Source organism: Propionimicrobium lymphophilum DSM 4903 (assembly GCF_000423485.1).
Classification (GTDB): Bacteria; Actinomycetota; Actinomycetes; order Propionibacteriales; family Propionibacteriaceae; genus Propionimicrobium; species Propionimicrobium lymphophilum.
The window spans coordinates 399,644-424,928 of sequence record NZ_AUIB01000001.1 but is presented as its reverse complement, the minus strand read 5'-3'; the positions used below and the strand labels follow the sequence as shown (position 1 = coordinate 424,928).

The window sequence follows — 25,285 nt, the reverse complement described above, 5'->3', positions numbered from 1 at the left end:
CGCTACGGTCCGAGCAAAAATATGATTGCACGATGTTGGCGCAATTTTCACACAGTCACTCCTGCGACCAGCGTAACCTTAAAGTCATGAGTTACCACGCTGACGCAACCCCGGATGAAACCCGGGAAGTTCTAACTTGGGAGCGTTTCGGAACCGCCAGCCGAGAGATGGCCCAGCAGATTGCCAATTCTGGCTTTGATGCCGAGGTGGTGCTGGCGATTGCCCGTGGCGGCATGATTCCGGCTGGCGCTTTGACGTATGCCCTGGGCAAGAAGCTGACGGATGCCATCAACGTTGAGTTTTACACTGACATTGCGAAGACATTGCCTGACCCAGTTTTGTTGGCGCCCATGTTAGATACTGATTCGATCGCCGGCAAGAGGGTTCTGGTGGTCGACGACGTGGTGGATTCTGGAAGAACTTTGGCCCTGGTCTTGAAGCTGCTGAAGGGGTTCGGGGCGGACGTGCGAAGCGCGGTGCTGTACGCGAAGCCGACAACGGTTACGGAACCCGACTACATCTGGCACCGCACCGACAAATGGATTGTTTTCCCGTGGTCAGCTCTGCCGCCTGTAACGGCAGCAGAGTGACACGATAGTTATCAGCCCTCTGTCCCCATAGCCTTCGATCAAAATCAAAAAAGTCCTTGGCCGTTTGGTCAAGGACTTTTGTTTTGCTTTAGATGAGACTGAGCAGATTTTTGGCGGTTTGGCCGTCGCAGACCAGGTCGCTTACTGCCCCGCTGCGAAGCGCGCCGAGCAGGACTCGGGCACGGCTCGGATCTCCGACAACACACATGCGTCGCGGAATCCTGGCGAGTTGGTCGGGAGTCATGCCTGTGGCTCGCTCATTTAAGTCGATGTTGTCGTAGCTGCCGTCCTCGCGGATCAGGATTGTGCAGACGTCTCCGACAGCTCCCTGGCGCTGGGCGCGCATGACTTCGCCAGCAGACAGATACCCAGAAGAGTAGACGTGCGAAGGTACGCGTGCGGTTAGGGCGCCAACTCCGAACACCGCCAGGTCGAGTTGTTCGAGTTCTTCCAGGATCAACTTGACAGAGCGTTCCTGCCACATCAGTCGGCGGGTTTCGACGTGATCGAAGAAGGCGGGCACGGTGAACGGAACTACGGTTCCGTTGAATGCCTCAGCAAATGCCTGCAGGATGCTGCCGACATACGGCAAACCAGTATCTTTTGCGTGCGCGGAGCCATTCATCTGCACGACCTGGACGCCGGCCATGTGGCGTGGCGTCATCTGACGCGCCATGTGCGCGACGGTTACACCCCAAGCGATTCCCAGCCTTGCCCCGTCGAAAATGAGGGCGGAGAGGATCTGGCTGGCGTAGGAGGTCACCGATCGCAGCCTTGCCCCAATGGGGGCCTCATCGGGCACCTCAACAAGATGCACCTTTACGTTGAAGTGGGACGAGATCTTCGCGGCTAGCCGAGACTGCGAGGCGGGCGGCTCGACGAGAGAGATTCGCACCACCCCGTTTTCGCGGGCGCGCGAAAGCATCCTGGATACGGTAGATCTCGACACCCCCATGTCTCGGGCGATGGTTTCCATGGTTTCGCCTTCGACGTAGTAAGAATGCGCTGCCGTATACAGCTCGGTTAGCTGATCTGTCATAGTGCTTGCCTCCAACGCGCCACGTAAACGTAAGAGCAAAGTTACATCAAAAAAATTTTGTGCACAATTGTGCATTTTTTCAACTATTGCAACATTGCCGATAAAATCGTGGCGCGTTTGAGGTAAGCGACATCAGCCAATCTTGAATTCGGTGATTCCGTCTGCCTTTAGCATCTCCTGCTGGGCTTCGACCTCATCCTGCATCTCCTCCGCCTTCTTCTCGGCTGCGCAGTAGCGCCTGTAGTTTTCTAGCTCCTCGCGCTTTATCTCGTCAGACCAACCGAGTATGCCGGCCGCAATCTCGGCGATTTCTTCGGCGGCAGCCAAGCCACGATCGCGACGCTCGTAGCACAGCCTCGTCCTCCTGCGCACCAGATCCTCGAGGTGCAGCGCGCCCTCGTATTTGATTCCAAAAGCTATTTCGGCGCGGAGATACTCAGGCGCTTCCTTCAGAGATTCGCGAAGGGTGGGTTCTTCGTCAATAAGTTCAAACAGGTAGCTAACGTCGCTGCCATAGCGGTCAAGAAGATCTTCCACATGTTCTATGCTCAGCTGATTCTCGCCAGCTATGGCCCGACGGTCCTCCCACATCTCTTCGTAGCCGGTGGCACCGCTCAGTGGAATATTCGTCGTCAGGCAAGGCAACTGCTTGGCTCGTTCTGCACCCAAGGCGAAGTCGACGACGTCTTCGGCCATCTTTCTGTAGCTGGTCAGCTTGCCACCGGCGATGACGCAAAGACCGGGAGCCGCCTCCGTAACGGTGTGCTCGCGGGACACCTTCGTCGATTTGGTCTTGTCGCCGTCGAGGGTGCCCGGCTGCAGCAACGGACGTAGCCCCGCGAAGGTGCCGATGATGTCGTCGACGGTTAGGGGCTTTGCGAGAACGGAGTTCGCGTGGTCGAGCAGGTATTGAATGTCTTCTTTATTTGCAACGGGCTCGCGCAGATCCTCATGATATTTGGTGTCGGTCGTCCCGATAATCCAGTATCGCTTCCAAGGAATGATGAACAGCACCGATTTCTCCGTCCGCAGGAACAATCCGACGGAAGAATCGATCTTGTCCTTTGGCACGACGATGTGGATGCCCTTTGAAGCCAGGACCTTCAAGCCACCGGTTGAGCCGGAAAGTTTCTGCGTTTCCTCAGTCCAGACTCCGGTTGAATTGATGACGCGCTTGGCGCGGATCTTGTATTCGGTGCCGTCTTCTACGTCTCGAACAAGCGCACCAACCACCCGCTCCCCTTCTTTGATCAATTCGACGACTTGCGCACGATTCGCGGCCAGCGCGCCATAGCCCGCCGCGGTGCGCAGCAGGTTGATGACGAGCCGCGCATCGTCAACTCTTGCGTCATAATAAACGAGCGATCCGATGAGTGCCTTCTCCGACAGCGCGGGAGCCAGCTTCAGCGAGCCCTTTTTGGTGTGATGGCGCTGAATGGGCACAGAACCCTTGTGGGCGAATTGAGCGATTGCGTCGTAAAGCCCGACGCCGACAGCGGAATAGGCGCGCTCGATAACCGGCATCTTCAGCGGCCATAGGAACGGCTGCGCCTTGACCAGGTGGGGAGCCGTTTTAGTTAGGAGCAGTCCGCGTTCCCTAAGTGATTCCGCGACGAGCGCGAAGTTCAGTTGATACAGATACCGCAGGCCGCCGTGCACGAGCTTTGACGAACGTGATGACGTACCCGATGACCAATCCTGAGCTTCAACGATGCCCACTCGAAGCCCACGAGAGGCAGCGTCCAGGGCGGTTCCAGCGCCAGTGACTCCGCCGCCGATAACCAAAATATCTAATTCTTCGGCTGCCATCTTCTGCAAAGATTCTTTTCGGGTTGCGACTGACAACTGTGTCTTTTGCATTGCTTCTCCATTCGTAGTTATGCAACACAATTATCACTTTATTGGTTAGCCAACCCTAACCAATGCACAAGCGTGCAGTCTTCAATCTTTTATTGAGCTATCCAGACCAAAAATCGAAATTAATGCCGCTCGTCAAAACTCTCAATTGACCAATTCACGCGCGAAAATCCAGATAGTTGATTCATCTGAACCTCTTTTTTTGAGTAATCAAAATTGCTAGTCAACTGTACAGATAACCCCTGACCCCATATCTTTTTGCTGGAATATTTCGAAGTGACAACGATCACGGCAAATGCTCGCCGCAGACCATTTAGCTTTCGATAACCCACAGCTCGAGAAAGTGATTCTCATGGAGAAAATTGTTTTTGCCCACCGTGGTCTCAACACCCTAGCGCCAGAAAATACTGAATCCTCCTTCAGGCTGGCCGCAGAAAAAGGCGTCAAGTGGTTCGAGACGGACGTCGACATCATCGGAGACGGAACCGCCATCATCTGCCACGACACCACTCTCGACCGCACCACTAACAAGTCGGGCGGATACTACGAACTGAGCGCCAAAGACCTACCCCAGATCGATGCGGGATCTTGGTTCGGTCAAGACTTCGTTGGCGAACCGCTCCTCACTTTGCACAAGCTCGTAGACATCATGAACGAGACAGGCTTGAACGGAAACATCGAGCTCAAATCGAACGAGAACGGCAAAGAGATGTCGTTGCAGATGCTCGACTCGGTCATCGCCGAGCTCGACCGTCTCAACCCGGAGCGCAAGGTAATCGTCTCCTGCTTCAACCACGTCCTGCTGGCTGAATTCAAGCGTCGTGCGCCTCAATATCCCGTCGGATGCCTCTACGAGACCTGCGCCCTCTACGACGACTGGCGCTCGATCCTCGAGCTCGTTGGGGCAGATTACATCCACCCCGAAGACAAGGGCCTGACACGCCAGAAGGTGCAAGAGTTCCGCGACGCAGGTTTCGGCGTCAACGTTTGGACGGTCAACTCCCTATCCCGCGCAAACGAACTCTTCAACTGGGGATGCACCGGCGTCTTCACCGACATCGCAGGCCAGATGGTCAAGAACTTTTAAGGAAAATACATGAGCGATACAACCACCGAAACCTCGAAGCCGAAGAAGAAACTTCCCGCATTCCTGCGAAAAGGTAAAGTTGGCGGATACCTGGCGGTCGTCGCGACCGGCCAGCTGGTCTACTCCTCTTTCGAGGCTTTTAAAGGCTCCCTGATTCTGCCAATGTGTAACGCGTTGGGCATCACCATGGCCCAATTCGGGCAGATGATGAGCGTCATCGGACTGGCAATGTTCATGTATGTGCCCGGCGGCTGGGTTAACAACCGCTTCCCCATCAAGAACATCCTTACTATCTGGGCGGGCTGGCGCCTATTCACGACGCTCGTTTTGTACCTAATCCCCGGGATGCCCTTCCAAATGATGCTGGCCATCGCCTTCACTTGGGCGGTCGGCGACGCAGTCGGCTGGCCGGCCGTTGTCAACGGCGTTAGCTACCTCTCCAAAGATTCCGACAGCGAGGGCCGTGGCCTAGCGATGGGGCTGCTGGAGACGATTCGCCGCGCTTTGGAGTTCGTCATGAACCTCCTCGTCGTTGGCGCACTGTTCGTTTTCCCCGAGCAAGCAAACATCGTTATGCGCGGTTTCGCGATCGCCTACGCACTTTTCCTCATCCCCATGATCCTGCTCATCCGCAAGTACGTTCCCAATAACGCAATTGCAAAGAGCGAGGGAAAGTCTGAGAATCAGGCAGCTTTGATCGGGCTCATCCAGGTTCTGAAAAAGCCACGTCTTTGGCTCGCAGGCCTGGCGGGCTTGTGCGTCTACTGGAGCTACGTAAACCTAATTTACTCGTCGGCACCGTACCTATCGCTCGTGTTCAACGCATCTGACGGCGTCGCTGGCGCGTTCGGCATCTTCAACACCGGATTCATCGGCATCATCGCAGGTCTGCTGGCAGGTATGCTCGCCGACTACGTGTTCAAGTCATCAACCATGATGATGGCTGTCGGCCTGTCCGTGATTGCGATCGGCTCAGGTCTTCTTCTGTTGCTGCCAGCAAACACGACTCTGATGTGGCCAGCAATGGTTCTGCTCATGCTGATGGCTATGGGCGTGTTCCTCGGCAAAGCGGTCATTTTGGCCCCGGTCGCCGAGCTCAATCTGCCCGAGGAGATCAACGGTTCGGCAATGTCCGTCGGCTCATTCCTGGTTTACGCATCCATCATCTGGGGCAACCTGGTGACCTCCGGCATAGTTGACGCCCACAAGGACAATCCGCAAACTGGTTACGCGATCATCTTCACAATCACCCTTGTCGTGGCGATCTCCGGCGCCGTTTGCGCGTTCTTCCTGGCAACTATCAACCACCGAATCAACAAGAAAGCCAAGCAGGCTTAACTAAACAAAAAGTCGCGGGCCCCGGAGGTGGCCCGCGACTTTTTTATAGGCGCTAAATCTCTAGTTAGCCCAATCTACCTGCGGAATGAGTTCAGAAAACTCCTCCAGCAACTTTGCAGACGCTTCAAGAGCGCTTGTCTGGCCGCTAATAACCTTGGCCTCCAGCTCCTTCACAAGTGGAAGGATCTTCGCGTCGCGGTGCATGATGTCCAGGACCGCAGTTTCTGCCTGCGCCCACATCCAGCTGACTTGCTGATGCCCACGATAGGCTTCGAGCCCGACGGTCTTTTCCAACCATTCGCGATGCTCGATGACGGCCTTCCAGACCTCATCCAGACCAACATCGTTAAGCGCTGAACAAGTCAGCACTGGAGGAATTCGGTCGCTGCTGTTGCCAGTAACCAGCTTCATGGCTATTGCCAACTCGCGGGCAGCTACCCTGGCCTCTCGCTCGTTCGGGCCGTCTGCCTTGTTGACGGCAATCACGTCGGCCATCTCCAGGATGCCCTTCTTGATGCCCTGCAACTGATCTCCGGCTCCCGTCAGAGAAAGCATGAGGAACGTGTCGACCATGCCCGAAACAGCAACCTCGGACTGTCCAACACCAACTGTTTCGACGATAACAACGTCGTAACCCGCTGCCTCGACGATGAGCATTGCTTCACGGGTAGCCCTGGCTACACCGCCAAGGTGGGTGCCCGATGGCGAAGGACGGACAAACGATTCATCGAGAGACGTCAGTCTTGCCATTCGGGTGCGGTCGCCCAGCACAGAACCACCAGTTTTGCTACTGGATGGGTCCACAGCGAGCACGGCCACTTTCTTGCCGTACTCCTTAATAAGCTTGGTGCCAAGCGAATCCGTAAAAGTAGATTTACCCGCGCCCGGCACGCCGGTCAGCCCTAACCGGATCGCATTGCCCGTGAGGGGTGCAATCTCGGTCAGGAGCTGCCTGGCTAGTGCACGGTGTGCAGGTTTTTTCGACTCAACAAGAGTGATGGATTGCGCCATGGCGGAGCGATTGCTTGCCTTGATCCCTTCGACTAGGGCCGGTACATCAATCTTCCTTGCCATTAGCTTCTCCTTACATCTTGCTAGTTATTATTCCTGCTCGGCTGCGATCATCTTGTCGAGCAGTTTGATCGCCGAATCGACGATGTTGGTGCCCGGGCCAAAGATATCGATCGCGCCATCCTTGCGCAGTTCGTCGTAGTCCTGCTCAGGAATAACGCCACCGACGACGATCGCGATGTCGTCACGGCCTTGCTTGTCCAGTTCCTGACGAAGAGCCGGAACCAGAGTCAGGTGGCCAGCGGCCAGCGAGGAAACGCCGACGACGTGGACGTCGCCTTCGATAGCTTCCCTAGCTGCCTCTTCCGGAGTCTGGAACAGAGGACCAACCTCAACGTCAAAACCGAGGTCTGCGAAGCCGGTTGCGACAACCTTCTGGCCACGGTCGTGACCGTCCTGGCCCATCTTCGCGATCATGATACGCGGACGACGTCCTGCGATCTCCTCGAACTCCTCGACCTTCTTCTTGGCCTCATCCATGCGTGGGGACATTCCGGATTCCTTAGAGTAAACACCACTAATCGTGCGGATCTGAGCGGTGTAACGGCCGAATTCCTTCTCCAGTGCGTCGGAGATCTCGCCCAGCGATGCCTTGGCGCGAGCAGCGTCAACGGCGAGCTTGAGCAGGTTGCGATCGGGGTCGGAAGAGTCAGGGTTGGCAGCAGCCCAAGTGAGCTTCTCCAAAGCTGCCTGGCAGTCTTCCTCGTTACGCTCAGCGCGCAGCTTCTCGAGCTTGGCGATCTGCTCGGCGCGAACGGTTGCGTTGTCAACAACCAGCACATCCAACGGATCAGAAGAATCGAGAGTGTACTTGTTAACACCGATAACCGGCTGACGGCCGGAGTCGATGCGAGCCTGGGTACGAGCAGCGGCTTCCTCGATGCGCATCTTCGGGATGCCAGCCTCGATAGCCTTAGTCATACCGCCGGCCTGCTCGACCTCCTGAATCAGGTTCCAAGCGTTCTTGGCGATCTCCTTGGTCAGCTTTTCGACGTAAGCCGAGCCAGCCCACAGGTCGACCGTGCGGGTGTTGCCGCTCTCCTGCTGAATGAACAGCTGGGTGTTACGGGCAATACGCGCGGAGAAGTCGGTCGGTAGCGCGATGGCCTCGTCGAGCGCGTTGGTGTGCAGCGACTGGGTCTGACCCTGAGTTGCAGCCATAGCTTCGACACAGGTGCGAGCGACGTTGTTGTAGACGTCCTGAGCGGTCAGCGACCAACCGGAGGTCTGCGAGTGAGTACGCAGGCTCATGGACTTCTTGTTCTGCGGGTTGAACTGGCGAACCAGGCGAGCCCACAGCATACGAGCCGCACGCATCTTGGCGACCTCGGTGAAGAAGTTCATACCCATAGCCCAGAAGAAGCTCAGACGCGGGGCAAACTGGTCGACCTTCAGACCAACCGACTCACCAGCGCGAATGTACTCAACGCCATCAGCCAAGGTGTACGCCATCTCGATGTCTGACGTAGCGCCGGCTTCCTGCATGTGGTAGCCGGAAATCGAGATCGAGTTGAACTTCGGCATGTTAGCCGAGGTGTAAGCAAAAATCTCGGCGATGATACGCATCGACGGTGTCGGCGGGTAGATGTAAGTGTTACGAACCATGAACTCCTTCAGAATGTCATTCTGAATGGTTCCGGCCAGCTGCTCAGGCTTAACACCCTGCTCCTCAGCCGCGACGATGTAGAACGCCAGAATCGGCAGAACCGCACCGTTCATGGTCATCGAGACCGACATCTGATCTAGCGGAATTCCGTCGAAGAGCTGACGCATATCCAAGATCGAGTCGACGGCCACACCTGCCATACCGACGTCGCCGGTAACACGAGCATTGTCCGAGTCGTAACCGCGGTGGGTAGCAAGGTCGAATGCAATCGACAGACCCTTCTGGCCAGCGGCCAGGTTGCGGCGGTAGAAAGCGTTGGACTCGGCAGCGGTGGAGAAACCAGCATACTGACGAATAGTCCAAGGCCTAGAGGTGTACATCGTGGCGTACGGGCCGCGGAGGTAAGGCGGGAAGCCTGGTTTGGTGTCCAGGAAGTCCAGCTTCTCCAGATCCTCGTTGCCGTAGATGTGCTCAATCTCGATCTGCTCGGGAGTGGTCCACTTCTCAGCTTCGGGGCCGAGCTTGTGCATGAAAATGTTCTTACCGTCGGCAGCCTCCTGAGGGTTACCGAGGTCTACCTGATCAAAACGTGGCAAGGTGCTCACTTGCGAACCTCCAAAGTCTGCAGAATGTCGTTTAGCCCAGCTACGACGTCTACGCCCAAGGCGATGGTGCCATCGATGACACCGGAGGCGTCAACGTCACCGAGCTCCTTGATGTTTCCAGCCAACAGGACGGTCTTCGCGCCGGCGTCCTTGAGAGCCTTGGCAACTTCCAAGCCCTTCTCGGAGTAAACCTTGCGCGAGGAGCATAGGCAGGCGACGGGAGTGGCGGATTCCTTGAATGCTGCAACAATTTCTTCGGTCGAGCCACCTTCCTGAAGGATCGTGGCCAGGCCAGCGATGTGGAAGTAGTTCGATGCGAAGCCTTCACGGGCACCGAAGTCGCGACGAGTTCCCAGACCAGCCAGGAATACCTTAGCGTTGTCATGACCCTTCGTCGCGTCGCGCATTTCCTCGAATACCTCGGAATCGCGCAGGAACGGAAGACCGCCACGCTCGAGCTCGAGACGCTCGCGGAAGCCCTCAACCGGGGCCTCGGTCGGGTTCGGGAACTCGGAAACACCGGTGATCGGCTGCTTACGAGTGGCAAGGGCCTTTGCACGAGCCTCGTTAACCTCGGCGAGGTCTTTTTCGACGGAACCGTCTGCCAAGTAGGCAGCCATGCCGCCAGCGGCCTCAACGGTCTGCAGCTCAGCCCAAGCCTTGTCGGCAATTTCCTTGGTCAGCGATTCCATCGCCCAAGCGCCACCAGCGGGGTCGTTTACGCGGCCAATGTTGGACTCTTCGGCCAGAACGATCTGGGTGTTGCGAGCGACACGACGGCTGAACCTGTTGGGCAGGCCCCAAGCGGTGTCGAACGGAAGAACGGTGACAGCCTCTGCGCCAGCAACAGCGGCGGAGAAGCAAGAAATGGTGCCACGCAGCATGTTCACGTAAGCATCGTCGCGAGTGATCTGGCGGCGAGACTGCACAGCGTGCTGACGTGCACCGCGCAGGCGCTCGTCGACACCAAATTCTTCACCAATTCGTGCCCAAGCGACGCGCAGAGCGCGCAGCCTTGCGATGGTCAACATTTGGTTGGTGGTGGCGGTGACACGGAACTCGATGGCGTTGAAGGCCTCGTCGGCGCTAAGGCCGGCCTCGATCAGAGCGCGAACGTACTCTGCACCGGTGGCGAGGAGCCAGCCGAGTTCGTGGACTTCGCCCGCACCGGCGTTGTGCCATATAGTGCCGTCGATGGTGATAGCGCGGGAAAGTTGGGTGTCAGCAACGTACTCGCTATCGGAGTTCAGCTTGGCGAACTTCTGAACCTTCTTGGCGTAATCGGCGAGCTTGCTCAGATCCGCCTTTTCGCCAGTGGTCGCAGCCTGACCGATGGGGTCGAGACCCAGCGAGATGATCGCCTTGTCGTCGCCACGCTTCTCGGCAACAGCCAAAAGCGCATCGGCGGCAGCGATCTGATCGGTGTAGCTGGACACAGCAGCGGGAGCCAGCGTCAAATCGACACCCTCTAGTGCCTTCTCAACGTCTTCCGGCTTAACCGCATCCGGATCCACACGCAGCCACACGCTCATTGCGCCGCGCTGCAGATCCTCCAGAATCTCAGTGTTGGTGAACTTAGCCTCAGGATCTTCGTGCAAAACACGAACATCCCAAGCATCCATCTCACCGTTACGAACAGTAGTGCCGCGAACGAAAGTCGCGGAGCCAGTGTAGCCAAGGTCGACAGCGTCGTCCTTGGTGTAGATCGGCTCGACGGTGATGCCGTCGACCGTGGTCTTGCGCAGCCTCTCGTAAGCTTGGTCGCTAGTCAGCTGCTTGTTTTCAGGACGCCCTCTGTTGAGAACCTTTGCAACCTCGTCCTTCCACTGCTGCATTGTAGGCGAATCAAAGTCGCCAGCAAGAGTCAGATCCTCGGGTGCAACGTCTGGGGTGGTCGTCATCTGTGTGATTCCTCCCATATGTAATTACTAAGTACCTCGCTGCTCTTAACGAGGCAATAGTAAAACCATACCAACGACCTATGATTCCAAGTAGTTAATCCCACCTAAAGCCGACCATATTAGGCATTATCTGCAAAAGCGTGCACCGATTTAGCCAAAATATTCGCAAAGATAGTCCGCATTCTGATCTGGCTGGCAAGCTTGAAGTCATGATAGGCAGAACCGAGAGCAAACAGCTCACCAACAACGTATTCGGGGTTGCCTTGATTTTTGAGGGCGGCGGTATGCGAAATAGCGCCACTGCCCCAGTCGTCGTAGAGCTATTGCGCAACAGGATCCACTTCGATTGGGTTGCGGGAATTTCGGCCGGCTCGACCCACCTGGCGAACTACCTTTCGCGCGACCAGGTCAGGGCCACCAGATCGTTCATTCATCTAGCGGCAGACCCGGGCTATTGGAAACTTCCGAACTTGGCGTCACGACAAACAGCAGATTCGTCGCGAGATGCCCGCTATCCGCGATTTTCTTGGAATGTGAGCCGAAGAGATTTTCCTACGGCTCCATAAAGATGGTTTTGTCTGACCATGGCATAACCTTGTTACGTGCAACCCATCGACCCGCAAATTGTTTTTAACACCGTAGACGTGACCGCTGTGGCCGCCAACGGCTTGATCGGAGCGGTCCTGGCCCGTTCGCTTAAATTCGACATCGTCGGGTTCGCAGTCCTAGCCATCGCAACGGGGTTGGGCGGAGGTCTAATTCGAGACGTCATGCTAGCCGGCCTCGGCGTAGTCCCGGCAGCCCTAGAGAACCCCCTCTATTTACCCTGCGCGATTGGCGCTGCAGTTCTCGGCTACATCGTCAACATGAGCGGGAAGAAGTTCAGCAAATTGCTCGGATTCTTAGACATTCTGGGGCTCGGTTGCTGGGCAGCTACAGGAACAATCAAAGCGATCAACTACGGGTTAGGCCCGGTTGCATGCGTCATGTTAGGCGTCATTACCTGCGTCGGAGGAGGAGTTATCCGCGACGTTCTGGCTGGACGCACACCGGTGATTTTCGGAGGTAACGAGCTATACGCAACTGTTGCCCTAGCCGGAGCTCTCATTGCTTACTTCATCATGCAGCTTGGCTACCCGAACCTGGCCATGGCGCTAGCAATCGTGTGTTGTGTACTCTTCGGTTGGATAGCCTCCAAAAAGGGCTGGTCGCTGCCTAGAGGCGGGATAGATCTGAAGGCTGGAAAGTTATCTAATGCGTTCAGGAAGAGGGGCATCAGGAAGGCCCGCTTATCAGAGGCACCGACCGGCAGCATCGAGGCCATTAGGCCGGAAGGAAACTAGCTGGTTACTTCGTCCAGCTCGCACTCTTGACAATTAACGCAGACTCCCCGATAGAAAACATCGGCAATTTTGATCTGCATTCCGTGATCTTCTGCGGGAGTCAGACATGGCGTGTAGCCGACAGCGCAAGAGACGTCATAAATCTTTGCGCAGCTAGAGCAAACCGCGTGGTGATGATTGTCACCGTTGTCTAATTCATAGCGAGCGGGCTGGTGGGGCAACTCGATACTTCTGACGAGCCCAGCATGGCACAAATCAGTCAAAACGTTGTAGGCAGATTGCAGGCTAACTGATTTGCCGTACGACTTGACGATGTCGACCAGCTCTTCGACGCTAACGTGGGGTCGTTGAGCTAGCGCTTCTAACACAACCAGGCGTGGGTTGGTGGCGCGCAAGCCTGCCCCGCGGATTCGCGCGACCCAGTCGTTAACCTCACTCATTGTAATAAACCTACCACTCTTTTGAGTAATTCAAAGTTTAGGTATCCCGGATCGATAAAATACCACGTCTTTACCTCTTTTGAGTAAAATCTTTGACCGGCAAGTTTCCTGACCGGTCAAAGATTTTTGGCACTACCTAACTAGCTAACTAGCGATTTCGAATAACGCGAACCGTAGCAAAGCCAACCAGCGCGGCTAGCGCGAGCATTCCTGCACCCTGTGCGCCGGTCTTAGGCAAACCCGGCTTAGAGCTTTCGCTCTTCTTGACTACGGCAACCTCGATTGCTGAAGTAGTTGCAGTAGCCGAAGGGGTCTCTGACGGAGTCGGTTCGATGACTTCGCTCGGAACCGATGTCGACGGAGTCGATACTGCATAAGGAACTACAGGACGTGGCTTGCCAAGCCAGGAAACAGTTGCCCTGTCGCAGGCCTCCAACGGCTGGCCTTCAGCGAAGAACTATTCTCGCCGGATACTCGATACCCCGAGTCGAATTCACCGCTGGGGGCCAGCGAGAATTCGTTGTTGATTTCTGCACGAGCCGGGTTAATCCCGACCAGTAAAGTGAAAAGCGTGCTCAAAAGCACAAGTAGGCTAATTTTCTTAGCAAGATTAGGCATAGTTTTCCTAACATTCACCCTGTTGAGGATTGCCAGAGGGGGTTCTGACCCGTCGAGTTTACGAGACGGAAAATCAATATTTTTCTGACAGTTGTAGATGAAAAACCGCAGTCTAGGGATCGCTATGGGCGAGCTTCGTTTGGGAACAGGACTCGCCCGAAAAACCTACAAACCTTTTGCAGATATTTTTTCAAGATAGTTAATCTCCTTGCTACAAAGCCGGTTGCGCTAGCGTCTGCGGAGCGAAACCCAGGCTCCTCCAGCAGCAAGGACGGCTAGCGCCAACACAGCGAACCCCTGCTCCCCAGTCTTCGGCAATCCAGGCGCTTTGGCTTCAGTTACCGGAGCGCTCGGAGTGGCTACGGGTTCGGGCGTTTGACTCGGCTCGGGTTCCGCCGGAGCAGGCGGCAACGCTTCCCAAGTGATCTTCCCCTCAGCCTCTGCGCTCACCTTGTGGCTTCCGCTGACGATGATGGTCTGGGTCGGGTTTTGGGCATCGGTGTCCACCAGGAGATGACCGAGGTATGCGTCGCTAATGGCAGAGACTTTGAATTGTTGGCTGGCTGCGGGGGCATCGTCTGGAATGTCCACGTACAAGTCGACATTTGTCGGTGCATTTTTGGCATCGACGCTTCGGCCCTGCGCATCGACGAGCGGCATGTCAAGACCCTTGATAGCGACGGCCTGCGTGTTGGCAGAAACCTTGATTGGGCCAAGGCGCTGTCCCGCGGTTCCCACGTCAGGGGTAGTAACTTGGACGCTCGGCCCTAGATTTGCCCCGACGTTCGCGTCGCCAGTCAGGTAGTTGTAGGCGGCCACAACGTTGGCCTTTTCACCCCCTGAGGCCCCGCTGACGTCTGCCAACTGAAGGCCATCGGTAAAATGCCATATTGCCGCCTGGCTAGCCGTAATGGCCTCCTTGACCGACAAACCATCGACCCCCGTCTTCTCCCTCATCAGCTCTAGGTCTATCTGCGGGTATGTGTTGGCCGCTATCCAAGCTGCTTTAAGACGCACTTGTTCATCTGCGCCAAAATTATTACTTCCTGGGAACTCGCCCCATTCGGACAGCTTCAGGGTGTGGTCGCGCCTAACCGCAACGGTGTTCTCGACGCAATAGGCCCGAATCGTCGTAGTGGAATCCGAGGCCGTAAAGATGCGGGTGCCATACTTCAAGTCGTTACTGCCCACCACCGCAAATCCGTAATCGGTGCCGTCTGGGTTTTGCAATCGGTAGAGGCCGTCATCCGCGAATGCCGGCCTAACGTTTAGCAACAAGACTGCTAGGGAGAAGAGAAGAAACAGCCGAGTTGTTTTTCGTGTTCGCGAGTGCATGATTTTCCTATCCATCGACTTCAATAAAAGTCCTTTCGGACACGAGAAAATCTATGGACGAAAACGCTTCGACCGGCAAGTTATCCACAGGCGAATAAGTTACTTAGTCACCGATTCTTTCAATATGTCCGCCCCATCCTGTCGGCTCGCCGAACTCGTACGGAATAACGAGGTGAAAAGACGAGACCTCCGGATCGAAAACGAGCGGGACGAAATATTTGTCGCCTTCGAACATCGGCAGGTTTGGAATCTCGCTGATCTTCTTCCATTCGAGCGGCCCCTCTTCGCTGGCTGTGTCGGGCTGCCCCTCGTATTCGTCGACGATGAAGATCATGCCGAAGACGTCGCCACCGTCGCTATGGAAGCCGGGCCAACTAACAGTGCCGCGAAGCTGCATAGATGTGGCTTTGATACCCGCCTCTTCGCGAAGCTCCCTGGCTAAACCACTCCAGACGTCTTCGCCAGGCTCAACCTTGCCTCCCAGGCCATTCCATTTGCCCAGCTGCTCATCAGATTCGCGAGCGATTCTGTGCACCATGAGAACGCTTTGACGATCACGAGAAAGCACGAAACCTAAGGTCGTTAGATCAGGCTGATAAACCATACTCTTCTCGAATCATGCAATGATCTTCTCAACGGGCATTCCGGAATCCGAGCTGATTGTCAACTCGCTGGGCGCGCGTCCAGCTTCGACAACGGCAGCGCCGAGAACGGCAATCATCGCACCATTGTCGGTGCATAGACCCGGGCGCGGCCTGCGCAGCTCGATACCGGCAGCCTCCGCGCGTTCAGAAAGCAACCCGCGTAGCCTAGAGTTGGCCGCTACCCCACCGCCTAGAACCATCGTGTCGACGCCGTAGTGCTGGCACGCGTCGATGGCCTTCGCCGTGAGCACGTCCGCGACTGCCTCCTGGAAGCTGGCGGCAACATCGTTGACGGGTACTTCTTCGCCGTCGTACATGCGCTGCTCGACCCAGCGTGCGACTGCGGTCTTCAGACCGGAGAACGAGTAGTCAAAGCGGTGTTTTTCGAGGTCGTGCTTCGCGGTGAGACCGCGCGGGAACCGGATAGCCTTCGGATCGCCCAGTTGCGCAGCCTTGTCGATGACTGGGCCACCGGGGTATCCCATGCCGAGCAGACGGGCAACCTTGTCGTAGGCCTCTCCCGCGGCATCGTCAATTGTGGTGCCGACCTCGGTGATGTCACTCGTGATGTCCTTCACCAGCAGCAGCTGAGAGTGTCCGCCGGAGACCAGCAGCGCGAGGGTCGGGTCCGGCAGCGGACCGTGCTCGATCATGTCGACGCCCACGTGTCCCACCAGGTGATTAAGGCCGTATAGAGGTTTATTCGCGACGGTGGCAAGGGCCTTAGCCGCGGCCATGCCGACCACTAGGGAACCCATCAGGCCTGGGCCCGCGGTTACGGCGACGGCATCCAACTCGCTGATATCGACGTCGGCCTTCTTTAGCGCGCGCTCGAGCGTGGGACGAATCGCCTCGAGGTGCGCCCTCGAAGCAACCTCCGGAACAACCCCACCGAAGCGGGTGTGCAGATCTACCGAGCTGGCCACCTCGTTGGCGAGCAGCTCACGACCCCAGACGATTCCGACGCCGGTCTCGTCGCAGCTCGACTCGATGCCGATTACTAGAGGCTCACTCATATTTTCCTCGTTTTCTCTTTCACCTGATTGCCCTGGCCATGACTAACGCGTCACGTCCTGGACCGTAGTAGCTTTTTCGCCTGCTCACTAGCTCGAAACCCAACTTCTTGTAGAGAGTCGCGGCAGGCACGTTGTCTTGGGCGACTTCCAAAAACATCTGTTCCGCGGATGTCCCGCAAGCCCATTTGAGACCTTCCCGAACCAGTTGCGCCGCCAACCCGTTGCGTCGGTGATTCGGTGACACGGCGATCGTTCTAAGCTCTATGATGTCTACCGCGTTGCCGAAGCTTGCGACGGCTACCGGGCTAGGTGCCTCGACGACGAAGACGTTCGTCGCTTCGGAGGAGAGCTCGCTGCGCCAAGCCTCTCGAGACCAGCGTTCTCGGGCCGTAAAGCACTCCTCTAAACTTACGATCGCGTCGAGATCGCTCTCCTTGGCCGCGCGTAACTTGTGGTCGCTCACTTTATTTCTGGCAGTGTGATTCGTCGATGTCCGAGAGTCGACTTGCGCGTCGCTGGCAGCTTAGCGTCCGGCTTGCGCAGATAAATCGGGCTCAAACCGACATCGGGCAGGAGCTCTAGCCGCGCGGCCAACAGACCCGCGTCAAGTTGCAGTTCTTTACCGCCGGTGAAGATCGTCGGATAGACGCTCACGCCAGTCCCATACGCCGGCACCTGTTCGACCTCTTCGGGGATGCTTACCTGAGGCTCGCCGTCGCGCTTGCCTTGGCGGTCGTAACTCGCCCAATAAATTTCTTTGCGCCTGGCGTCGGTGACAACAACGAACCGATCCTGGGTGCCCTCCACGCCTAGCGAGATCGCGTCCAACGTGCAGACGCCTCGAACCGGAATCTTCAGCATGCTCGCGATGGTCGTTCCAGTAACGATGCCGACGCGTAGTCCGGTGAAGGGGCCCGGGCCCACGCCGACGGCTACCTGGCTCAGGTCTTTGAACTCGATTCCGGCCTTCTCAAGGGTCTGATTTACCAGCTGCTGAGTAAGCTCAACGTGCTTTCGGGTACTCTCTTCACGAGCGGAAGCGACCGCCTCACCATCTTTCGCGAGGCCGACGTTAATTCCTGTTGCCGTATCAATGGCCAGCGTCCAGCCATTCGTCATTTCGTTTCTCCTTCGCTGATTTGCAGCTCGGCGGCTAAATCGACGTCTTGCCACCTAGGGCCGACGCCGTCGAGATATACGATCCTGGTCTGATCGGCGGGGTCAGATGCACGCAGAATCTCCAGGTTTAACCTGTTCTCGCGCAGCCCCTCGGCCAGCCCGTCTCCCCATTCGACTAGCGTGACGGCATTCTCCATCTGAAGTTCCAGGTCTAGGTCTTCAAGCTCTGCTGCGGAGCCGAGACGATACGCATCGACGTGAATGAGTGCCGGACCATTTTCGTTTTCGTGGATTCGGCTTAGGACGAAGGTCGGCGAAATAACCGGGCCACTGACTCCCATGCCAGCGCCGAGACCCTGGGTAAAGGTCGTTTTCCCCGCGCCTAGTTCGCCGCTGGCGATGATCATGTCGCCGGGCACCAAGATCTTCGCTAACTTAGCCCCCAATTTTTTCATGGCGCCAGCGTCTGGGACGATGACCCGCAGGGGCAAATTTCGGGTCAGCTCGGAAGAGCCGGTAGACACGAAACCATTGTCCAAGTACCACCCGCGAGCTGTCTTAGAGGTTGGGCAGTTGACGTGCAGTTCTGTGGCGCCCTGATCCGCTGCAAGCTCTGCAACAGCCCTGATCATCTCGGCGCCGATGCCTTCGTCTTGAACCTGAGGAATGACGCGAACGTCGTGAAGCGATGATTTAGTTACGTCAAGGAATAGCGCACCGACCGGCTCACCGTCTGCCAAGGCCAACACGCCAATTTCGGTTTCGAGCAGCTTGCGAATCTCGTCGACGCTCAACGAGGAGGGCTCCGACAAGTCTGGATGCCCGATAACGTCCACGATCCGCTGGGCGTCCTCCGGGCGCGCCGCTAATATCTCTATTTCTTGACTCACGAATGCAAATTGTACGCGTGCGGCGAGCCAATAGCACACGCCAGTCGCATTCGCTTGCTCAACGTGTGATTAGGCTGCGCAACTCGTTGATTTTTAGTGTCCTGGCTCCCCCGCGCGCAACGGTCATGACGCCCGATCTGCCGTTGGCAGACCAGTTCACCTGCCAAGTCGAGATCGCGGACACCTGATAGTCGCCTTTTCGCGTATAGGTATATCCGCACGTGGGAGATGGTCTAGGCGGATTCTGAACTCCGCTCGGGCGAGCGGTCATTGCAGAACAAGAGAAGGCCGATCCGTCGCCCATCTGCCAATAGGTATTTGCGAGGCTGGCGCTAAGTTCGATCCGGATGGCGTCCTCCACCACTGTTTGCGAGACGGCCCGTTTGGCGCCCAGATCCAGCCAGATCGGGAAGTTAACCGGAATAGCGTTCCACTCGTTGACGGAGGGCTCAGGACCGAAAACAATCTGCGTCTCGGGGATTTGCATCTTGGCGACCGCCCTTGCCGCCAGGCCCTCGTAGTCGACAGCTTCCGAGTCTCTGGGGGCCGGGTGATAACTGACGTAAGATCTGCCGCCAGCCAGCCCTACCTCTTCCGGGCGTTCCCAGAGATGCGAGTTCGCCTGGATCTCGGCCATAGTTAAAGGCTTCGACGCCGCAGGTCCGGTTACCACCGGGGCCTCGGCTACAACGCCAGGGGACGACGCCTCCACGGTGACGGTTCCAGAATCATTCCTATAACCAACTCTCACATTGTCTTGTGAAGCAAACGAGTTGCTCACATTAAAAGAAAGCACCATCACTAATACTGGTATACAAGAAAGATGCCTTCTTATGCTTCGCATTGAGCACCTTCTTCAAAAATGGACTTGAAAATTTTCAGATCCCCGTCGAATCTTTTTAAGAAGAACCTAGATCTCGTTTTTCCACCTTTTTTCTGTTGCCCATTTTCTTCAAATATCGCATTGGTCCCGTCGGAGCATTGCTGCAGTACAACTTCTGCGCCCTCTAAAGAGACTCCAGGGATCAGGGAATAGTTAGTGGTCGCGTTTTCGACTGACAGCCACTTAGTTCCCTCAGATTTAGCTACCTCATAAAAGGCCTTACTAGCATCCATAAAATCCCCGGCAGCGTATTTGCTGTATTCCTCTTCGGGGAACGGATCGTACTTGTTTTGGTAGTAGTACCTCTGATCGATCTCGTCGATAGCTTTTGCTACGGCCACGGCTTCTTCGTATAGCGGGTCGGTGGTTTCGGAGGCAGCCGCAGGCGTCGGCGTTTTCGGCTGGGTTTCGGGCGCTGTTGCGCCGCAGCCGGTCAGCAAAATTAGCAGGGCGAGTGTGGGTGGTGCAGCTTTCATTTCCATTTTCCGGGGGTGGGTGGGATATGGAAATGTTAGCCGACCAAACCGATCCCCTAGGGGGAAATTAATACCCAATACCTTATTCTGAGCCTGGCATTTTGTTCCCATTTCACTGAGTTGGAAAATCAGCAGCCAAAGCGCTCATGCAGATATTTCCCCAAGCTTTCCGCCATCCGATTCGAAAAATCGAGAAACCTGTAATTTTCCGATGCCAAAAAAATGCGCACCCTCGGGTTGGCCCATCTGTTAAGCCGCCTGGCGGGCAAGAAAAAGCAAAGGCGACAGCACTTTATCTGCAAAAAATTGGCGAGCAGATATGATCTGCTCGCCAATTTAGTCAGCTAATAGCCTTGACCAGTTCCGGGGTACGAATACGAAATCAATTCCGAGCCCCTTAATCACTTCGTTGCCTCTACCATCTGCCGCAGCTCTTGTTTTAGATCCGCGATTTCGTCGCGCAACCTGGCTGCTAGCTCAAACTGTAGTTCGCCTGCAGCGGTGTTCATATGGGTGGACAGCTCAACGATGAGGTCGGCCAACTCAGATTGCGGGATGTCCTTCGGGTCGATCTTCTTGCGGTTGTCAACGTCAAGAGCGCTGTGCAGGCCACGCGGAGCTTTTTTACCAAGCAGCGCATCGGTGTCTGCCTCTTCCCTGGCGAGCAGCTCCGTAATATCCGAAATCTTCTTGCGCAGCGGCTTCGGGTCGATGTTGTGTTCCTTGTTGTAAGCGATCTGCTTTTCGCGACGACGATTCGTCTCGTCGATGGCCGTCTCCATAGAGTCGGTTATCTTGTCGGCATACATGTGCACCTGGCCCGAAACGTTGCGTGCAGCACGACCGATCGTCTGAATCAGCGAGCGCTGAGAACGCAGGAAACCCTCCTTGTCCGCATCAAGAATAGAAACTAAAGACACCTCGGGAAGATCTAGGCCCTCGCGGAGCAGGTTGATGCCAACTAGCACGTCGTACTGCCCCTCGCGCAATTCGCGAAGCAGAGTCACTCGCTGCAGCGTGTCGATCTCAGAGTGCAGGTAACGGGCCCTGATACCGTTTTCCACCAAATAATCGGTGAGGTCCTCGGCCATCCGTTTGGTCAGGGTCGTTACCAAAACGCGCTCATACTTTTGCGTGCGCTCGTTGATCTCGCCCATCAGATCATCGATCTGGTTGTGGGTTGGCTTCACGATGATCTCGGGGTCGACGAGGCCAGTTGGGCGAATAATCTGCTCCACAACCCCATCGCAGCGCTCCATCTCATACGGCCCAGGAGTCGCAGAAAGGTAGATGGTCTGACCGATGCGCTCGACGAATTCGTTGAACTTTAGCGGCCTGTTGTCCATTGCGCTGGGCAGGCGGAAGCCATGCTCCACCAGAGTGCGCTTTCGGCTCATATCGCCCTCGTACATGCCGCCGATCTGCGGAATGGTGACGTGCGATTCGTCAACCACGAGAACGAAATCCTCCGGGAAGTAGTCAAGCAGACAGTTCGGCGGAGACGCCGGCGGACGGCCGTCGATGTGCCTCGAGTAGTTCTCAATGCCCGAGCAGGTTCCGATCTGAGCCATCATCTCGAGATCGTAAGTGGTGCGCATCCGCAGGCGCTGGGCCTCCAAAAGTTTGTGCTGGGTTTCTAGTTCCTCGACGCGCTCGTTGAGTTCTTGCTCAATGTCGCGCATCGCGCGTTCCATGCGGTCTTTGCTCGCGGTGTAGTGGCTAGCCGGAAAAACATAGATCTCGTCGTCGGAGCTGATCAACTCGCCCGTCAGCGGATGCAGCGTGGAAAGCGCATCAATTTCATCGCCGAAGAACTCGACGCGGACGGCGTTCTCCTCATACATCGGGAAAATTTCCAGCGTGTCTCCCCTAACCCGGAACGTGCCTCTGAGAGCCGCCACGTCGTTTCTGGTGTACTGCATTGTCACCAAATGCTTCAACAGATCCCTTCGATCCCAATCCTCACCGACCTTTAGGGTCAGCATCTGGTCGACATACTCTTGAGGAGTACCCAAACCATAGATGGCGCTAACCGTGGAAACCACGATGACGTCTCTCCTGGTCAGCAGCGAGTTGGTTGCGGAGTGCCTGAGCCGTTCGACTTCCTCGTTTAGCGAGGAATCTTTCTCGATGTAAGTATCCGTTTGCGGGATGTACGCCTCTGGCTGGTAGTAGTCGTAATAGCTAACAAAATACTCAACCGCGTTTTCCGGGAAGAAGTTTCGCAGTTCGTTAGCGAATTGCGCCGCCAAGGTCTTGTTCGGCTGCATGACGAGCATCGGCCGCTGGATCTTCTCAGCGAGCCACGCCACCGTTGCTGTTTTACCCGTGCCCGTCGCACCAAGCAGAACGACGTCCTTTTCACCCGCATTAATGCGCTCTGCTAGCTGCTTGATGGCCTCTGGCTGATCGCCGGCGGGCTCGAACTCCGAGTGCACCTTGAATGGGGCCACCCTGCGAGAAATTTTTTCCTTAGGACGCATGTATCCCAGACTACGCGGTAAGCCCAGGGTGCACAGATAAAAAGCGGCCCGAAGCAAACGCTTCGGGCCGCATAAATATTTAGCTAGTCAAACTGCGGGCGAACGTTCCTGGAACGCTTGAGCTCATAGAAGTTGTCGACACTCGCAACAGCAAGGCAGCCGTCCCAAAGCTTGAGGGCTTCGTCGCCACGGGGACTCTTGGCGATTACGGGGCCGAAGAAACCCACGCCGTTGAACGAAACGATCGGGACGCCGACCTCGTCGCCGACGATGTCCAGACCAGCCTTAGTGGATTCGCGAAGCGACTCGTCGAACTCGCCTGCTTCGGCTCGCTCGAACAACTGTGCATCGAGACCGCAGTCGGCGAGCGCCTCCTTCAAGATTCCTGCGTAATCTTCCTTGCCACGGCCCTCATTGTGGTACTTAGTTCCGACTGCGGTGAAGAAGTCGGAGAGCTTTTCCGGGGCTTCCGCGGCTACTGCGCCGGTGACCCTGGAGCCGATGAAGTTGTAATCGGTCAGCTTGCGGTAGTCGGGATTCAGCTCGCGGCCCTCGTTCAGAATGTAAAGCGAGAAAGGGTGCCAATTAACCTCGAGGCTTCGGAGGCTGGCCACCTCGCGCATCCATATGGAGGTTACCCAAGTCCACGGACATGACGGATCAAACCAAAAATCAACTTTTTCCATGTACTCAATGCTAGCCAATCAAAAAATCGGCCAAAGGGCTTCCTCTAAATCAACCGACCAGTCTGCGCCAAAGCTCCTCAGCCTGGATCCTCGTATGCTCGAACGAACCGGAATTGTCGATGACGAAGTCTGCCACCGCCAACCGTTCTTGCCGGCTCGCCTGCGAACGAATCCGCGATTCAGCCTGCGGCCGAGTGAAGCCATTTCGAGCCATCAGACGTTTTATTTGCACCTCTTCCGGCACATCGACGACGACCAGGCAATCGAAGTCGTCCTGCTGATTGGTCTCGACCAAGAGCGGAATTACCTGCACCGCTACCCCGTCGTCGGGCACTTGGGCTTCCATCAGCTGGGCTGCTTTTCGGACTCTGGGGTGAATAATCGCATTGAGGTCTCGCCTGGCATTCTCGTCGAGAAAAACCACCGACCCCAGCCATTGCCTATCTAAACCACCATCGGGCCCTATCGCCCTGTTGCCGAATCTTTTCACAACCTCGGCAAAACCATCCGTACCTGGCTCTACTACCTCGCGGGCCAAAACATCGGAGTCAATGATCGTTGCGCCAAGATCTCTCAACTGGTTAGCCACGGAGGTCTTGCCGGACGCGATTCCACCCGTCAGGCCAACTTTCAACATGTGCGCACCATACCGCAAAGACTCACTGATTTCCGACAAAAAAATTGCCCCCTCACTTGAGGGGGCAATTTTCTTACTGCTTACTTGTTGCTCGAAAGCTTCTCGCGCAGAGCCTGCAGCGCCTCGTCGGAAGCGAGCGCGCCCTTAGGCGAGCTGTCCTCGGTGCTCGGCTTGGAAGCAGAGGAGTAACCGGCGGCGGGAGCGGCCTCGACCAGCTCTTCCTCGGTGTGCTCGGCTTCAGCGGCCTGCTTCTTGAGAGCCATCCAGCGTGCCTGGGCCTCGGCGTACTGGGCTTCCCAAGCAGCCTGCTGCTCTTCATAGCCCGGCTTCCACTCGTTGGTCTCCGGATCGAAGCCCTCGGGGTAGATGTAGTTACCCTGCTCGTCGTAGCTGGCGGTCATTCCGTACAGCGACGGATCGAAGTCGTCGGCCTGAACGTCAACGCCCTGGTTGGCCTGCTTGAGGCTCAAGGAGATGCGACGACGCTCGAGGTCGATGTCGATGACCTTGACCATGACGGAATCGCCGACGGAAACAACCTGCTCGGGGATCTCGACGTGGCGCTCGGCCAACTCGGAAACGTGGACCAGGCCCTCGATGCCCTCGTCGACGCGAACGAAAGCGCCGAACGGGACGAGCTTGGTGACCTTGCCCGGAACGATCTCGCCAATGGCGTTCGTGCGAGCAAAGACCTGCCACGGATCTTCCTGGGTTGCCTTAAGCGACAGCGAAACGCGCTCGCGATCGAAGTCCACGTCGAGAACCTCGACGGTGACCTCCTGGCCAACCTCGACAACCTCGCTCGGGTGGTCGATGTGCTTCCAGGACAGCTCGGAAACGTGAACCAGGCCGTCTACGCCGCCAAGGTCGACGAAAGCGCCGAAGTTGACGATGGAGGAAACGGTGCCCTTGCGGATCTGGCCCTTGGCAAGATCCTGCAGGAACTGCTGACGGACTGCCGACTGGGTTTCTTCCAGCCAGGCGCGACGCGACAGTACAACGTTGTTGCGGTTCTTGTCGAGCTCGATGATCTTGGCCTCGATCTCGCGGCCAACGTAGGGCTGAAGATCGCGGACGCGGCGCATCTCGACCAGCGATGCCGGAAGGAAGCCACGAAGGCCGATGTCGACGATGAGGCCGCCCTTGACGACCTCAATGACGTTACCAGTGACAACGCCGTCTTCTTCTTTGACGTTCTCGATAGTGCCCCAGGCGCGCTCGTACTGTGCGCGCTTCTTGGACAGAATCAAGCGACCTTCTTTGTCTTCCTTCTGCTGGACGAGAGCTTCGATCTCGTCTCCAACCTGGACGACGTCGAAGGGGTCGACATCATGTTTAATGGAAAGTTCTTTGGAGGGGATGACACCTTCGGTCTTGTAACCGATGTCAAGCAGCACCTCATCACGATCAACTTTTACGACAGTGCCTTTAACAAGATCTCCGTCGTTGAAGTATTTGATGGTGGAATCGACTGCAGCCTCGAAGGCCTCAGGAGTTCCAATGTCGTCGATAGCGACCTGTGAGGCCTCAGTGGAGGACGTCATGTGTAGTAGGGCTCCGATTTGGTTGAATAGTTCGTTTTGCTGCGAATCAAGCTAAGCTCCGGACTTCATTTTACGCT

General features: G+C 56.4%; 25 protein-coding genes. 5 read left to right on the top strand and 20 right to left on the bottom strand.

Annotation, left to right across the window (positions count from 1 at the left end; all coding sequences use genetic code 11):
- Positions 1-86 precede the first annotated feature (86 nt).
- Positions 87-590 carry a phosphoribosyltransferase gene (locus tag G556_RS0101870; RefSeq protein ID WP_024111569.1) on the top strand — a complete coding sequence of 168 codons (504 nt, stop codon included), beginning with the start codon at positions 87-89 and terminating at the stop codon, positions 588-590.
- 88 nt (positions 591-678) lie between these two features.
- On the opposite strand, the gene G556_RS0101865 is transcribed toward G556_RS0101870, so the two are convergent.
- Both G556_RS0101865 and G556_RS0101860 read right to left on the bottom strand, forming a co-directional pair.
- Entirely contained in the window at positions 679-1,629 is a 951-nt protein-coding gene (locus G556_RS0101865) for a sugar-binding transcriptional regulator (RefSeq protein ID WP_016456561.1), read from the bottom strand.
- Positions 1,630-1,761: 132 nt separating this feature from the next.
- Positions 1,762-3,489: a glycerol-3-phosphate dehydrogenase/oxidase gene (locus tag G556_RS0101860; protein ID WP_028821560.1), complete on the bottom strand. Its 1,728-nt coding sequence runs from the start codon at positions 3,487-3,489 to the stop codon at positions 1,762-1,764.
- Between the two features lie 349 nt (positions 3,490-3,838).
- Here G556_RS0101860 and G556_RS0101855 point away from each other — a divergent pair, with 349 nt between their 5' ends.
- Both G556_RS0101855 and G556_RS0101850 read left to right on the top strand, forming a co-directional pair.
- Positions 3,839-4,573, top strand: coding sequence for a glycerophosphoryl diester phosphodiesterase (locus G556_RS0101855; protein ID WP_028821559.1), 735 nt, complete (start codon positions 3,839-3,841; stop codon positions 4,571-4,573).
- 9 nt (positions 4,574-4,582) lie between these two features.
- Positions 4,583-5,911 carry an MFS transporter gene (locus G556_RS0101850; RefSeq protein WP_036915386.1) on the top strand — a complete coding sequence of 443 codons (1,329 nt, stop codon included), beginning with the start codon at positions 4,583-4,585 and terminating at the stop codon, positions 5,909-5,911.
- Between the two features lie 60 nt (positions 5,912-5,971).
- Here G556_RS0101850 and meaB read toward each other — a convergent pair whose 3' ends face one another.
- Genes meaB through mutA form a run of 3 tightly spaced genes read right to left on the bottom strand, consistent with a single transcriptional unit; the run spans position 5,972 to position 11,112 of the window.
- A complete protein-coding gene (gene meaB / locus G556_RS0101845; protein ID WP_028821557.1) occupies positions 5,972-6,985 on the bottom strand; it encodes a methylmalonyl Co-A mutase-associated GTPase MeaB in 1,014 nt (337 codons plus the stop codon).
- 27 nt (positions 6,986-7,012) lie between these two features.
- The gene (gene scpA / locus G556_RS0101840) at positions 7,013-9,193 is read right to left on the bottom strand and encodes a methylmalonyl-CoA mutase (RefSeq protein WP_028821556.1); all 2,181 of its coding nucleotides are present in this window, start codon (positions 9,191-9,193) and stop codon (positions 7,013-7,015) included.
- Positions 9,190-11,112, bottom strand: a complete 1,923-nt coding sequence (gene mutA / locus G556_RS0101835; RefSeq protein WP_028821555.1) for a methylmalonyl-CoA mutase small subunit — start codon at positions 11,110-11,112, stop codon at positions 9,190-9,192. The genes scpA and mutA overlap by 4 nt, the downstream gene beginning before the upstream one ends.
- Positions 11,113-11,303: 191 nt before the next feature.
- On the opposite strand from mutA, the gene G556_RS0101830 reads away from it, so the two are divergent.
- A complete protein-coding gene (locus G556_RS0101830) occupies positions 11,304-11,660 on the top strand; it encodes a hypothetical protein (RefSeq protein ID WP_036915384.1) in 357 nt (118 codons plus the stop codon).
- A gap of 36 nt (positions 11,661-11,696) precedes the next feature.
- Complete coding sequence (locus G556_RS09865) at positions 11,697-12,437, top strand: trimeric intracellular cation channel family protein (protein WP_051176538.1); 741 nt, start codon at positions 11,697-11,699, stop codon at positions 12,435-12,437.
- On the opposite strand, the gene G556_RS0101820 is transcribed toward G556_RS09865, so the two are convergent.
- The 15 genes from G556_RS0101820 to rpsA form a co-directional block, all read right to left on the bottom strand.
- A complete protein-coding gene (locus tag G556_RS0101820; RefSeq protein WP_028821553.1) occupies positions 12,434-12,877 on the bottom strand; it encodes a Fur family transcriptional regulator in 444 nt (147 codons plus the stop codon). The genes G556_RS09865 and G556_RS0101820 overlap by 4 nt on opposite strands.
- A gap of 148 nt (positions 12,878-13,025) precedes the next feature.
- A complete protein-coding gene (locus G556_RS0101815) occupies positions 13,026-13,313 on the bottom strand; it encodes a hypothetical protein (RefSeq protein WP_028821552.1) in 288 nt (95 codons plus the stop codon).
- Positions 13,259-13,495 (bottom strand): hypothetical protein, encoded by a 237-nt coding sequence (locus G556_RS11365; protein ID WP_155941714.1) that lies wholly within the window; start codon positions 13,493-13,495, stop codon positions 13,259-13,261. The genes G556_RS0101815 and G556_RS11365 overlap by 55 nt, the downstream gene beginning before the upstream one ends.
- A gap of 228 nt (positions 13,496-13,723) precedes the next feature.
- Complete coding sequence (locus tag G556_RS0101810; protein WP_162139740.1) at positions 13,724-14,770, bottom strand: thioester domain-containing protein; 1,047 nt, start codon at positions 14,768-14,770, stop codon at positions 13,724-13,726.
- 163 nt (positions 14,771-14,933) lie between these two features.
- Positions 14,934-15,434 (bottom strand): NUDIX hydrolase, encoded by a 501-nt coding sequence (locus G556_RS0101805; protein ID WP_028821550.1) that lies wholly within the window; start codon positions 15,432-15,434, stop codon positions 14,934-14,936.
- 12 nt (positions 15,435-15,446) lie between these two features.
- Entirely contained in the window at positions 15,447-16,490 is a 1,044-nt protein-coding gene (gene tsaD / locus G556_RS0101800) for a tRNA (adenosine(37)-N6)-threonylcarbamoyltransferase complex transferase subunit TsaD (protein WP_028821549.1), read from the bottom strand.
- Positions 16,491-16,509: 19 nt separating this feature from the next.
- Positions 16,510-16,953 carry a GNAT family N-acetyltransferase gene (locus G556_RS09860; RefSeq protein WP_051176537.1) on the bottom strand — a complete coding sequence of 148 codons (444 nt, stop codon included), beginning with the start codon at positions 16,951-16,953 and terminating at the stop codon, positions 16,510-16,512.
- Positions 16,950-17,609, bottom strand: coding sequence for a tRNA (adenosine(37)-N6)-threonylcarbamoyltransferase complex dimerization subunit type 1 TsaB (tsaB, locus tag G556_RS0101790; RefSeq protein ID WP_028821548.1), 660 nt, complete (start codon positions 17,607-17,609; stop codon positions 16,950-16,952). Before tsaB ends, G556_RS09860 begins: the two co-directional genes overlap by 4 nt.
- Positions 17,606-18,499, bottom strand: coding sequence for a tRNA (adenosine(37)-N6)-threonylcarbamoyltransferase complex ATPase subunit type 1 TsaE (gene tsaE, locus G556_RS11795; RefSeq protein WP_051176536.1), 894 nt, complete (start codon positions 18,497-18,499; stop codon positions 17,606-17,608). The genes tsaB and tsaE overlap by 4 nt, the downstream gene beginning before the upstream one ends.
- A 58-nt stretch (positions 18,500-18,557) precedes the next feature.
- Positions 18,558-19,343, bottom strand: coding sequence for a hypothetical protein (locus G556_RS09850; RefSeq protein WP_162139739.1), 786 nt, complete (start codon positions 19,341-19,343; stop codon positions 18,558-18,560).
- Positions 19,331-19,864 carry a hypothetical protein gene (locus G556_RS0101775; RefSeq protein WP_028821546.1) on the bottom strand — a complete coding sequence of 178 codons (534 nt, stop codon included), beginning with the start codon at positions 19,862-19,864 and terminating at the stop codon, positions 19,331-19,333. The genes G556_RS09850 and G556_RS0101775 overlap by 13 nt, the downstream gene beginning before the upstream one ends.
- A gap of 395 nt (positions 19,865-20,259) precedes the next feature.
- A complete protein-coding gene (gene uvrB, locus G556_RS0101765; RefSeq protein ID WP_028821545.1) occupies positions 20,260-22,341 on the bottom strand; it encodes an excinuclease ABC subunit UvrB in 2,082 nt (693 codons plus the stop codon).
- A gap of 83 nt (positions 22,342-22,424) precedes the next feature.
- Positions 22,425-23,027, bottom strand: a complete 603-nt coding sequence (locus tag G556_RS0101760; protein WP_036915377.1) for a mycothiol-dependent nitroreductase Rv2466c family protein — start codon at positions 23,025-23,027, stop codon at positions 22,425-22,427.
- A 49-nt stretch (positions 23,028-23,076) separates the two neighbouring features.
- Complete coding sequence (coaE, locus tag G556_RS0101755) at positions 23,077-23,664, bottom strand: dephospho-CoA kinase (RefSeq protein ID WP_036915375.1); 588 nt, start codon at positions 23,662-23,664, stop codon at positions 23,077-23,079.
- Positions 23,665-23,744: 80 nt separating this feature from the next.
- The gene (gene rpsA, locus G556_RS0101750; protein WP_024111597.1) at positions 23,745-25,208 is read right to left on the bottom strand and encodes a 30S ribosomal protein S1; all 1,464 of its coding nucleotides are present in this window, start codon (positions 25,206-25,208) and stop codon (positions 23,745-23,747) included.
- Positions 25,209-25,285: the final 77 nt, after the last annotated feature.

Coding starts and splice junctions, on each gene's coding strand:
- mutA (WP_028821555.1), bottom strand. CDS start 11,112: ATGGGAGGAATCACACAGATGACGACCACCCCAGACGTTGCACCCGAG.
- G556_RS0101775 (WP_028821546.1), bottom strand. CDS start 19,864: ATGGAAATGAAAGCTGCACCACCCACACTCGCCCTGCTAATTTTGCTG.
- G556_RS0101830 (WP_036915384.1), top strand. CDS start 11,304: ATGATAGGCAGAACCGAGAGCAAACAGCTCACCAACAACGTATTCGGG.
- G556_RS11365 (WP_155941714.1), bottom strand. CDS start 13,495: ATGCCTAATCTTGCTAAGAAAATTAGCCTACTTGTGCTTTTGAGCACG.
- G556_RS0101865 (WP_016456561.1), bottom strand. CDS start 1,629: ATGACAGATCAGCTAACCGAGCTGTATACGGCAGCGCATTCTTACTAC.
- uvrB (WP_028821545.1), bottom strand. CDS start 22,341: ATGCGTCCTAAGGAAAAAATTTCTCGCAGGGTGGCCCCATTCAAGGTG.
- G556_RS09850 (WP_162139739.1), bottom strand. CDS start 19,343: ATGCGAAGCATAAGAAGGCATCTTTCTTGTATACCAGTATTAGTGATG.
- G556_RS0101820 (WP_028821553.1), bottom strand. CDS start 12,877: ATGAGTGAGGTTAACGACTGGGTCGCGCGAATCCGCGGGGCAGGCTTG.
- G556_RS0101850 (WP_036915386.1), top strand. CDS start 4,583: ATGAGCGATACAACCACCGAAACCTCGAAGCCGAAGAAGAAACTTCCC.
- rpsA (WP_024111597.1), bottom strand. CDS start 25,208: ATGACGTCCTCCACTGAGGCCTCACAGGTCGCTATCGACGACATTGGA.
- G556_RS0101855 (WP_028821559.1), top strand. CDS start 3,839: ATGGAGAAAATTGTTTTTGCCCACCGTGGTCTCAACACCCTAGCGCCA.
- G556_RS0101870 (WP_024111569.1), top strand. CDS start 87: ATGAGTTACCACGCTGACGCAACCCCGGATGAAACCCGGGAAGTTCTA.
- G556_RS0101805 (WP_028821550.1), bottom strand. CDS start 15,434: ATGGTTTATCAGCCTGATCTAACGACCTTAGGTTTCGTGCTTTCTCGT.
- meaB (WP_028821557.1), bottom strand. CDS start 6,985: ATGGCAAGGAAGATTGATGTACCGGCCCTAGTCGAAGGGATCAAGGCA.
- coaE (WP_036915375.1), bottom strand. CDS start 23,664: ATGTTGAAAGTTGGCCTGACGGGTGGAATCGCGTCCGGCAAGACCTCC.
- G556_RS0101860 (WP_028821560.1), bottom strand. CDS start 3,489: ATGCAAAAGACACAGTTGTCAGTCGCAACCCGAAAAGAATCTTTGCAG.
- tsaB (WP_028821548.1), bottom strand. CDS start 17,609: ATGACGAATGGCTGGACGCTGGCCATTGATACGGCAACAGGAATTAAC.
- tsaD (WP_028821549.1), bottom strand. CDS start 16,490: ATGAGTGAGCCTCTAGTAATCGGCATCGAGTCGAGCTGCGACGAGACC.
- G556_RS0101760 (WP_036915377.1), bottom strand. CDS start 23,027: ATGGAAAAAGTTGATTTTTGGTTTGATCCGTCATGTCCGTGGACTTGG.